8 protein-coding genes and 1 pseudogene are annotated in these 11,672 nt (G+C 35.2%); 4 read left to right on the forward strand and 5 right to left on the reverse strand.

The window, feature by feature from the left end; all coding sequences use genetic code 11:
- The first annotated feature begins 5 nt into the window (after positions 1 to 5).
- The 4 genes from ACFFIT_RS03695 (at position 6) to ACFFIT_RS03710 (ending at position 6,478) form a co-directional block, all read left to right on the forward strand.
- Positions 6 to 1,484, forward strand: coding sequence for an FAD-binding oxidoreductase (locus ACFFIT_RS03695; protein ID WP_385876303.1), 1,479 nt, complete (start codon positions 6 to 8; stop codon positions 1,482 to 1,484).
- A 169-nt stretch (positions 1,485 to 1,653) separates the two neighbouring features.
- Positions 1,654 to 3,078 carry an FGGY-family carbohydrate kinase gene (locus ACFFIT_RS03700; protein WP_385876304.1) on the forward strand — a complete coding sequence of 475 codons (1,425 nt, stop codon included), beginning with the start codon at positions 1,654 to 1,656 and terminating at the stop codon, positions 3,076 to 3,078.
- Positions 3,079 to 3,602: 524 nt separating this feature from the next.
- Positions 3,603 to 4,331 carry a MurR/RpiR family transcriptional regulator gene (locus ACFFIT_RS03705; protein WP_385876305.1) on the forward strand — a complete coding sequence of 243 codons (729 nt, stop codon included), beginning with the start codon at positions 3,603 to 3,605 and terminating at the stop codon, positions 4,329 to 4,331.
- Between the two features lie 800 nt (positions 4,332 to 5,131).
- Positions 5,132 to 6,478, forward strand: a complete 1,347-nt coding sequence (locus tag ACFFIT_RS03710; RefSeq protein WP_385876306.1) for a HAMP domain-containing sensor histidine kinase — start codon at positions 5,132 to 5,134, stop codon at positions 6,476 to 6,478.
- Positions 6,479 to 6,686: 208 nt separating this feature from the next.
- Here the strand turns inward: ACFFIT_RS03710 and rnd are convergent, their stop codons facing one another.
- The 5 genes and pseudogenes from rnd to rlmM form a co-directional block, all read right to left on the reverse strand.
- On the reverse strand, positions 6,687 to 7,859 hold the full coding sequence (rnd, locus tag ACFFIT_RS03715) for a ribonuclease D (RefSeq protein WP_385876307.1): 1,173 nt from the start codon (positions 7,857 to 7,859) through the stop codon (positions 6,687 to 6,689).
- A 13-nt stretch (positions 7,860 to 7,872) separates the two neighbouring features.
- Positions 7,873 to 9,540: an AMP-binding protein gene (locus ACFFIT_RS03720; protein WP_385876308.1), complete on the reverse strand. Its 1,668-nt coding sequence runs from the start codon at positions 9,538 to 9,540 to the stop codon at positions 7,873 to 7,875.
- Positions 9,541 to 9,628: 88 nt separating this feature from the next.
- Positions 9,629 to 10,195: a Slp family lipoprotein gene (locus tag ACFFIT_RS03725; RefSeq protein ID WP_385876309.1), complete on the reverse strand. Its 567-nt coding sequence runs from the start codon at positions 10,193 to 10,195 to the stop codon at positions 9,629 to 9,631.
- A gap of 8 nt (positions 10,196 to 10,203) precedes the next feature.
- On the reverse strand, positions 10,204 to 10,962 hold the full coding sequence (tsaB, locus tag ACFFIT_RS03730; RefSeq protein ID WP_385876310.1) for a tRNA (adenosine(37)-N6)-threonylcarbamoyltransferase complex dimerization subunit type 1 TsaB: 759 nt from the start codon (positions 10,960 to 10,962) through the stop codon (positions 10,204 to 10,206).
- Between the two features lie 18 nt (positions 10,963 to 10,980).
- A pseudogene (gene rlmM / locus ACFFIT_RS03735) lies at positions 10,981 to 11,601 on the reverse strand (23S rRNA (cytidine(2498)-2'-O)-methyltransferase RlmM); the annotation flags it as partial.
- Positions 11,602 to 11,672: the final 71 nt, after the last annotated feature.

Raw genomic sequence — 11,672 nt, forward strand, 5'->3', positions numbered from 1 at the left:
TTACAATGGCAATATCAAAACAAGAAACTTTAACAAAAATAGAAAGTTTCTTAAAAGCAGATCAAATTATAACAACGCATGACAAACTGTACGATGCAGCTGCAGATAGATACAAAAAATATGCGAAGGCCAAAAATCAATTAGACTCGCCATTACCAACGGCGATTGTGGAACCTGAATCTGCTGAAGATGTTCAGAAGATCTTAAAATTTTGTAACGAGAATGGTGTTAATGTCATCGCCAGAAGTGGAAAAACAGCGACTGAAGGTGGTCTTGAAAACTGGAAAGAGAATACTTTAATTATTGATTCAGCGAGACTTAATAAGATTATTAAAATTGATAGTTATAATATGCAAGCTACTGTTCAAGCAGGGGTATGCTTACAAACTTTAGAAGATGAAGTGAGAAAATTAGGATTAACAACAGGACATTCACCGCAATCTAAACCAGTTGCTCAGTATGGTGGACTTGTTGCAACAAGAAGTATAGGGCAATTTTCTACGCTATACGGTGGAATTGAAGACATGGTCGTTGGGTTAGAATGCGTATTCCCAAATGGCCATATTTCACGAATTAAAAATGTATCGCGTCGTGCAGGCGGGCCTGATATTCGTCATATTGTGATAGGAAATGAAGGAACTTTATGTTTTATCACTGAAGTCACAGTTAAACTTTTCAAATATTACCCTGAAAATAACCGCTTTATTGGTCATCTGATCAAAGATGTGAAAACAGGTATTGAAATTCTACGCGATGTAATGGCCGCAGGATATAGACCTTCTGTTGCTAGGGTTTATTCTGAAGAAGATGCAGCACAACATTTTAGTGAATTTCATGAAGGGAAATGCATATTAATTTTTATGGTTGAAGGACCCAAAGGTGTTGTTGATGCTACCATCGACGGTATTAATGAATTGATAGCTAATCACCAATCTGGATTAATAAAAACAGTTGATAGCGCATTAATAGAAAATTGGTTTAATCACCTCAATTGGTCTCAAGCTAGAATTGATAAAGAAGTTGATGATATGGTCAATTTCAGCAAGCACGATGGTTTTACAACTGAAATATCTGCCGATTGGGAAAGTATTCCTAAAATATATGATGCTGTGCTCAAACGCATAAGAACAGAGTTCGATCGTGCTCCTGATCTGACCATGCTAGGTGGTCATTCATCGCATAGTTATATCAATGGAACGAATATGTATTTTGTATATAACTATAATATTCATTGTGAGCCAAAAGATGAAATGCGCATCTATCATCATCCGATTCAGACCATCATAGTTGAGGAGACACTAAAATATGGTGGTTCTATGTGTCACCATCATGGGATAGGAAAATATCGTAACCAATGGACCAAAGAAGAACACGGCAGTGCTTATTATATGCTAGAAAGCTTAAAAAGTGTTTTCGATCCCAATGGCATCATGAATTTTGGATGTATTTTCCCACAACCAGGTACTGAGAAGTTTTTTAAATAGCAACGCTAACTTCCTACATGTTAACAGAGTAAGCAATCGGCTAGTTTGCATTTTGGCTGTTAAAACGATTTAACAGCTGAGTTGTTAAATAAGGTTATTGCAACTCTGTATGTGTCGATTTATGATTTTTCGCACAACAGGGAATTAGTAAGGCAATAGGTTAATTATGATGAATAAATTATTTTTAGGAATTGATAGTGGATCGCAAAGTACCAAAGTGGGCATTTTTGATGCCCAAGGTAATGAACTGTGCTATGGTACGGCGCTTCTAAAACCCACAGAAACGCCAAGGACAGGCATTGTGTATCATCCAGATGAAGATTTGTGGGATACTTTGCTTTTAGCCCTGGAAAATTGCTTAACTCAATTTACAGGTGATAAATCTCTTATAATGGGTATAGGTCTTTGCACCATTAGATGTTGTCGAGTATTATTAGATGGAAATGGTAATTTAGTTGAACCAGTAATTAGTTGGATGGATGCACGTTTATCACGCCCTTATGTTCATGAAAATGATGAGGTCAAATATGTGACTACCACCTCGGGATATCTGTGTCTTAGAATGACTGGTAATCATAAAGACAGTTGTTCAAATCAAGAAGTGAATTGGCCAATCGATAAAACTACCCTTAAATGGGGGACAGATGCACAAATTACTGATCTTGGACTCAATAGAGAACAATTATTTGAGTTGGTTTTACCAGGAGAAAGTTTAGGTAAACTTAAACCAGAATTGGTCAGCCGCTTTGGATTGAAGGATGGGATTGAAGTTTTTGCAACGGGCAATGACAAAGCTGTGGAAGTATTAGGCTCAGGTCTTAACAGTGAAAATGAGATAATGATTTCATTAGGAACGTTTATATCGGCAATGATGGCTCGCCAAAATGACTTCCCTACTGCGCAAAACTTTTTTCCAACACTGGCCTGTGAACCTTTTAAATATGTTTATGAATGTACTGGTATTAGACGTGGTATGTGGACAGTCAGTTGGTTTAAAAATCTGGCGGGAGAAGAACTTAAAGAACTTGCTAAACATGAAAATACAAGTGAAGAGGAAATTTTAAACCGTATCGCTGAACACATTCCTGTTGGTTCTGAAGGATTATTGACGTTGCTAGATTGGCTTAATCCAGCAGACAAACCTTTTAGGAAAGGGATAATGATAGGCTTTGATGAAAGACATACAAAATATCATATCTATCGTTCAATACTTGAAGCCATTGCATACACCATTCAAAATAATATTAATTTAATGCTAGAAGAAACTCAAGCTAGCGTTAATTGCATCAAAATAATTGGTGGAGGATCACACAGTAAAGTACTGGTTCAAATTATATGTGATCTTTTTGGTGTCAAAGTAGAAACGTTGAAAGCAAAAAGTTCTGCTTGTTTAGGCGCAGCTATATGCGTTTCAGTGGGGATTGGAATTTATAAAGATTTTCTTGAAGCCAAGAAAGCTATGGTAAAAGTGGATACTTGCTTTGAACCTAATTTAGATAATCATAAATACTATGACTCAGTAAATAAGCATGTCTATTCAACTTTACGTGAGTATACAGATCCACTATTGAAAAATGCATATAACTATCTGTAATATCGTTTATAAAACCATAAAGGATTCATCTGCAGTTTTTTGTAATAACCAAATTATGCTTAGATAGAGTCCTTTTTTTCTTATATGTTCCTTTTATTTCCATGCCTTCGTTAGAGTATCATTCAATCATTCAATCATTCAATCTTTAATTCATCATATCACGTGGTATCCCCTCGCTTAACTAAAACTCATAATGCTATAAATGATTTAAGGTTAAGAGGGGGAACGATGATACCCCATAAATTCGAATTTAACTCTGAAGTCTTATAGCAAGTCAATAAATACTCATTAAAAACGTTGAACGATGTGAAACACCTACTTACTCATTGAGTATTTGATTGGTGATGTGTTAAATACGCTTCTATGCTATACTTCAACATAGTTTATAACAATTGATTATAATTCGTTTTAGACAAATGCGTTATAATGAATTTACTCGTTAAGTGTTTACTATAAAGTATCTGTTAATAAGTTTATTTGATGTTTCTATCGTTTAATCAAATTTGCACACAAAAGGCAAGCGAATGTTCAAAATAGATGGAGAGCGATTAAATTCGCTAGAAAAACAGTTGTTTCGGGACACACAGCCTTTGATTTTAAATTGCCCTAATATATCAATTACGGATTTGTCATGCGCTCTAGGAGTCTCTTCATCAAAGATTTCTAAGTTTGTAAGAAAGCTAGGTTTTGCATCTTTTAAAACATACAAAAATTATGTGTCTAGTCATAATTTAGAAATGATATCCCCCTCTGAACATTTAGTCGATGGGAATTTTGGTGAAATCTCTCGCTTGGCTGATTATCTGGCTAGCTTCAATCATCAAATGGTTGTTGATTTTTGGACTAAAATTAGAAGTTGTAATAAGTTAGTACTTTATGGCATCGGGCCCTCACATTTGTGTGCCGAATATTTTGCCTACCGACTGAGAATAGCATCAGATATTTTTGTTATAGCCACAAGCGATGAAGCTGTTGTTAGACATTCTGATAATAGCGATACTAAATTAGTTATACTTTCTACAACTGGATTGTTTAAATCTTTCGACGAGGATGTAAAAGGTCTCAATTACCAAGAAATTATTTTTTTATTTGAAGAATTTAGACCTTTTCCAAATTTTAATGAACATGCAATTTTTTATCTCACTCAATCTCCTGGAGATTCCTCAAAAAAACCTTTTGAAAAATCACGAACACTCTTTTTTATATTTCTAGAGGAAGTCATACAGTGCTTTTTTAAATATAAATCTAAATAAGCAACCTGTTCAATATAAATAGCCCTATTTATTTGCGTAATGTGGGTGTTGATGTTGTAAAGGTTATTTAACGGCTGAGCGCTATTAGTACCACAATGAAATTAATCGACTTCCTTTTGATGTTATCTATAGAAGTAAATTGAGTCTGGTCACCTGTTTGTTTAACAAAGGTAACGTAATTTTTCAAGATAGTTGCTATTTATCATGTTACTTCACGCTCACCATAAGAATTCTTAATAAACCTAGTAGAAACCGATTTAACCCAATTCTTACTAGTTGTTGTCTTGTAACATCATAAAATAAGAATGAAATCGCCTAATGGATGGTTTTATTGAATACTAGATAAAAAGTGCAACGTTAGGTACTAATTGGAAAGTCGTTATAATGGCCTCGATTAAATACAATACATAAAGGTGTCCCCCAAAACTTCCAAGTAACTCATTGCAGATATAGATTAACAACTGCCGCCTCCATCTAAAACTGATCTAAGTCTCAAACCCAAAAAAATAAAAATGGGATATGAAAACAGATGTTTTCTTGCCTCTTTTTAACGAAACCGTTAAAAATAACTGCATTGCCAAACATTTTGATCTATTTATCTTAAATTTTGGTTGTACGCATTAAATAATTTTTATTAGATTTTATGATTATTGTTACCGATAGTAATTTTTGTTAGTTATTAAAGCGTGAGCTCTTGAAAATGTTAGTTATGGTAAAGTTAAGTTGTTTAATTGAATTTTAGTATTACCAAAAGAACGTTTTGTTATAATTCTGAAAAAATTAATTTAAGGATGAATAAGATGCGGTTATCGCTTTTTTGGAAAATATTATTAGGATTTTGGATAGCATTTATTATAGCAGTACAATTATTATGGGTTGTTGTCACTATACACCATGATGCGCCTGAGGATATTGAGAGACAAATAACATGGAGAGTTGCTTCTGTTATTGATGCGCTAAGACATGGTGGCCCAAGAGAACTTGAACTTATACTGCGCACCTGGCCTGAAAAAGAACGTGACTATGTAAAGGTAAACCCAATTCCCGCTGAATATTCTGGTCAAGTGGCATCTGTTTATTTTCCAGAGAGTAAAGCAGGGCACTATTATAGTCAGCACCGTGAATCTGAAATACTCTATAATGAATATGTCATGGCTCCTGATGAAAAACTATATCAGGTCCAATATGATGCCAAGAAACTCCGCGATGAATACCTCTCATTAACCGACAGGTATCTTTTTAATATCCATGAACCGTTACTTTTTCTAGGTCTATTTGGTGGTTTTATTTTCAGCTCTTTCATGGCTTGGAATTTATCTAAACCTCTAAAAGTCATTAGGGAGGGGTTCTATCGTGTATCAAATGGCGATTTATCCGTACGATTACTTCCAGAATTACGGCATAGAAAAGATGAAATCACAGATGTTGCCAGGGATTTCGATTTGATGGTAGATACCATTCACCATCTAAGTTCAGCAAGAGAAGCTTTATTGCATGATATTTCTCATGAATTGAGAACACCCCTAACTCGTATTCGTATTGCGCTAGGCCTTGCTCAGCAGAATATGGACAATATACCTAAAACATTGGCGCGTGTTGCCCATGAGACAGATAGGTTAGAGGAGCTTGTTTCAGAAGTCCTGTCACTCGCTAGAATTGAGAATGAAAATGTACTGGATGAAGACTATTTCGATTTGGACTTGCTAATTGATGTTTTAGTTGAAGAAGTAAAAATCGAGGCGGATAATAAAAAAGTGAATATCAATTTTTCAGTTCAAACAAATAATTGCTCTTGGTTGGTAAGAGGTAAGGCAGAACTCATCAGGCGTGCATTTGAAAATGTCCTACGTAATGCCATTAAATATTCAAATGCTGCACAAACGGTTTATTTTTCACTATTTGAAGAAAAAAACATGTTTGTAGCATTAATTAGAGACGAAGGGCCTGGTGTCCCTGAGGATAAATTAAACTTTATTTTTGAAGCATTTGGGCGGCTACAATATAGTAATGAAAAAATAGGTTATGGATTGGGGCTATCTATTTCAAAAAAAGCCATTTTAGCCCATAATGGAGAGATTCAAGCAAAAAATCACCCTCAAGGAGGATTGATCATTAGAATTGCAATTCCTAAGTTTCTTGATGAATAAAACAATAAGCCCCCCGCTGAGTAAATTAAATGCATCGTGGATTTTAAAATTACCATGACTTAACAAAACAATAAGTGTAGCTCGAAAAAATAGCCGATTTACTGTTCGCTAGGCGTATTATTTATTTTAATTGTGATCCATAAGGTTCAACTTCGACTAAAAAATATTGGTTGAGCTGAACCTAAATGAACCAAAGGAAAATTAAATTCTAGTTAAATGAAATAAACCCCATCTCTGATAATACAAAAGAACAAACGTCTTTTCTCCAATTACTCAAAATATCAATCTGCGATATTATTTCGCTACCCATCGCAATAGGAAGATATTTATCACCATCGTTATTAGCGTTTTTTTCATAATATAGAGTCAAAAGTTGGTTGATCTGTTTTCTAGATCCTAATAGCTGAGCAGATAAATTTTCATCGCTTGCTATTTTTTCAAAAGCAAATTTTATTTTTGCAAAATCCTCTTTGTACCGTGGATTGGTGTGTAATAACTTAACTTTAGGTAATTTACGCTCTTTAAATGCCCCTGTCTTATACTCTTCAATCAGCTGGATGATGGTGCAACCATGATGATTTATTTCGTTGGCATGCATACCTAACTTATTTAATTCGTAAAGAGAGTCAGGTAATTTTTCAACTAATGAGATTAAATGTTTTTCATGAACAATAAAATTTAGTGCTAAATTACGTTTAATTGCTTCTTGATAACGCCAAATAGTAAGTGTCTGTAAAAGAGCAAGTTGCCCTTCATTTAACTTTTCAACATGCGGTGCTTGCAAATAAAGTTTGGAAATATTTTTTTCTTGAGTGACTTTATTAGCTAAATGTGTACATTCAGTAAGTGCAAAATGACGTTTTCTGTCACAAAGTTGCTTATCTATTTTCTCATATAAGGCCAACAAATATTCAACATCATTATAAGCATAGCTAATTTGTGAATCGGTTAATGGCCTAACTAACCAATCAGTTCGTGTTTGGTCTTTATTGATACTGATATCTAAAAACTCTTTAAGTGCATTAGCTAATCCCAAAGAAGTGCCATCTTTTATGAAAGAACACAGTACCTGTGTATCAATGTAGGGCTTCGGTAGAGTTTGAAAAAAATGCCAAAACAAAGCCAAATCTTCACTTGCAGCATGAAAGATTTTACTGACAGTTGGCGCATCTAGGACGTTCTTGAATAAATGCCAATCTTGTATCTTAAGAGGATCTACAATCGCAATTTCTGTATCAGTAGCTAATTGTAATAAAGCAAACTCGGGGTAATAAGTTTTAACACGCATAAACTCAGTATCAATAGCAATCTTTTCTTTTTGCATTAAAGATAAGCAATAAGTATCGAAGTCGCTTTGCGTGATGATAAAAAGTTTTTCCATGAGTGTGAATTTCCTATTTAGCTAAAAATTGAGTTTTTAATTCACGTCGCAAAATCTTACCTACATTAGATTTTGGTAAGTCTTCATGAAATGTTACTTTTCTTGGTATTTTATACCCAGTCAGATTTTGTTTGCAAAAAGCGATTATTTCTTCTTCTGTCAAAGAGTTGTCTTTTTTTACCACACAAACATGAATGAGCTCACCGGTTTGCTCGTTAGGTAAACCAATTGCTGCAGCCTCTAAAACCTTAGGATGTTGCATGACAATATCTTCGATTTCGCTCGGATATACGTTAAAACCAGACACTAAGATCATCTCTTTTTTTCTGTCTACAATACGTATAAAACCCATGTCATCCATTGTCGCAATATCGCCCGTCTTTAACCAATCACCTTCCATAATGTCATGTGTGGCCGAGTGATTGTTCCAATAACCTTTCATCACTTGAGGACCCCTCACCCAGAGTTCTCCAGCAGAGCCTAAAGGTACATCTTGATGATTGTCATCAACTAACCGAACATCGGTTGAGGGGACGGGCAATCCAATACTTCCTGTATAGTGAGTGATATTATATGGATTAACTGCGACTAAAGGAGAACACTCAGTTAAACCATAACCTTCTAAAAGATGGCAACCTGTTGCTTTTAACCAATCATTTGCTACATTTTTATGCACAGGCATCCCTCCACCCACACAGATCCGTAATTTAGAAAAATTTAGTTGATGAAATGCTTCTTGTCTTAAAAAGCCACTAAATAACGTATTAACCCCTGTTATCACAGTAAATGGTGTTCGCGCCATTTCTTTGAGAGTCGTTTTCATGTCTCTAGGATTAGCAATCAGTAGGGATGTTCCCCCATTATCAATCATCAACATGCAGTTTACTGTTAAAGCAAATACATGATACAGCGGAAGTGCCGTAACTATGGTTTGAACTTGCTCATTAAAAACAGGACCAAAAACGGCTTTTGCCTGAGCAAGATTTGCGAGCATATTACGGTGAGTTAGCATCGCACCTTTTGAAACCCCTGTCGTGCCACCAGTATATTGCAAAAAGGCGATATCATCGGGTTTAATTTCTGGTCTTTGATAATCAAATAAAGCACCTTGTTTTATAGCCGAATTAAATTTTATTGCATTAACAAAACTAATTTTAGGTACACCTTTTTTAATGTATTTAATGACAAAATTGACAAATCGTCTTTTAATAAAGCTCAATTGATCGCCAACACTTGTCAAAATAATATGTTTAATCGGTGCTATCTCTAAGGCTTCTTTTAATGTTTTTGAAAAAGCATCTAGGGCAACAATTGCTACAGCACCACTGTCAATAAGTTGGTGAGACATTTCCCTAGGTGTATAGAGTGGATTGACATTAACAACGGTCATTCCCGCTCTTAAGATACCAAAAAGGGCTATGGGGTGCTGTAATATATTAGGCAACATCAATGCAATTCTATCGCCTTTTTTTAACCCTATGCTCTGTAGGTAACCTGCAAAATAACGACTGCGTTGTTCAATTTCTGCATACGTGCGTATATCACCCATAGATATATAGGCTGTTCTGGAGGCAAATTCCATTTTAGCGCGTTCAAGTAAATCCACTAAAGAGGCATATTGATCAGCATCAATCGTAGCAGGTACTTCTTTAGGATAATTTTTCAACCAGATTTGTTCCATAATAGCCTCGGTGTAATTATAGTTTTATAAAACTAGTATATTAACGAAATAAGTAATTTAATTTAACGAATTAAAGGGAGTACCACATCTAATTGTCAGTTGGCAAAAGTGATCTTAAATATCTGAGCTCTGCAATTTTCACTTCAATTATTGCTCGTATTTCTTCAAGTGAATTATTTTTTTCTTCAATAAGTTGTTGGGATAATGCCAAGTTTTTGAAATCGAAAAAGAATATGTCCGCTACTTCTATTAAAAAAGTAGAAAAATAACCAATACGATTATCAACATAGCTACGTCCCTTAACTTGGCCAATGACTGTCACAAATGACCCATTTAATTCAATTAGGTTGATTCTAGATGACAGTTTGTTCTTTGCAATAACTGCAACAAATCTTCCATCGGGTTGGGCATTTAACAAAGGCTGTCCATAACTTAATGGTATACTCAAAATCTCCATGGTAATTTCTTCATTAGTGATACTCACAGAGGTTACTTTCCCCCCCAATCGAATAGTTTGTTCCTCGTATCGACTAAGACTATTTCTAATAGAGTTAAAGTCCTCAGAGGGAAGAGGAGGACTAGCTGCGCAGCCGATTAAAACAAGAGTGCAAAAGCTAATAATTGATAAGAGACTAATTTTTTTAATCATAAGCATAGTAAGATTTATTTACCAGGTAATTTTTGCCAAGTAACTTCGTTTCTTAAGTACATAGGTTCTGCTTCAAATGCACTGACAAAATCAGCATTTTCAAGCTTACCTATTGCCAAAGTAATCATCTCTTTAGCATGAGGGAGTAAAATTAAATTAGGATTTAACGAATCTATATAAAGAGGTTTTATTGATTCTGTTGAATAAAGTTCAGGGTAAGTCTGAAAACCAGTTCCCGCAACCACAGAAGGAACAGATGACTTTATGTTATTTAATAAATCAATCAATTTACTAGGTGAAATCACCATAGGATTGATAAACTCCGTCCAAGTAGATTCCTGACAATTGAATTGATAACCTGCAACATACACTTCGCCCATTCGTGCATCGATAGCGCTAATAACAGATGTGTGACCAGATAATGCATAAGCACCTTGAGCTAATGCCAGTAAATTAGATATAGCAATTAGGGGTTTATTAATGCCAAAGCTAAGTGCCTGTGCTACACTTACACCAACTCTTACCCCAGTAAAACTCCCAGGGCCTTCACCAAACACGATAGCCTCTATTTCCTTCAAAGAAACTTGCGCGTCGTTTAAAAGTGCGTCAACCATAGGGAGGATTTTTTCCGTATGTTCTCGCGGAGCATCAATTTGCATTGAGCTTATTTTACCTTGATGCAATAGTGCAGCAGAACATGATTCAGTCGCAGTATCGACAGCGAGTAATGTTCTACCGAGTTTATATTGTATTGGACTATATTCAATATTCATTTAATTACAAAGTTCTTATTATTTACGGAAGGATTTCGGTCGGTATACAATGGCTTTAGGGGATTGTGCAGCCCATAATCTTTGAACATGGACTGTAACCTCTTCTCTGTTGTGGTAAAGCTGTTTTGCTTGTATTATGACATTTATATTGGCATCTTCAAGTGCTTGGGTTAGGCGAGCAATACACTCCTTAACTGTATCAAATCGCTTTTTCATCGGCAGTTTAAGGTTGAAAATAGCTTCACGACACCAACCTTTAACAAGCCAATCAATCATTAAGGATGTTACTCTGTCTGGTTTTTCTATCATATCACAAACAACCCAATAATTATTTCCACTGGTCGGTTGGAACTTAAAACCATCGACTCTATGATGTCTTACTTGACCAGAATCCATAATGCTTTGATCCATATCTCCATTATCAACGGCATCAACCATCATACTACGAATAATTAATTGATAAGTCCATCCCCCAGGACTTGCCCCTAAATCGACTGCTTTTAGTCCGCTAGCAAGCCTTTCTTCCCACTCTTCTTTAGGTATAAATTGATGAAACGCTTCTTCAAGTTTTAGTGTTGAACGGCTAGGGGATTTAGCGGGAAATTTTAGTCTGTTTATTCCCATAGAATAAGGTGAATTTAACGTCAGGGGGAGATTAAACTTTTGCCAGCTTCATCAGCATTTAAAATCATCCCCTTGTTAAATTGAAT

The sequence above is a fragment of the Thorsellia kenyensis genome, from assembly GCF_042432445.1.
Lineage (GTDB): Bacteria > Pseudomonadota > Gammaproteobacteria > Enterobacterales > Thorselliaceae > Thorsellia > Thorsellia kenyensis.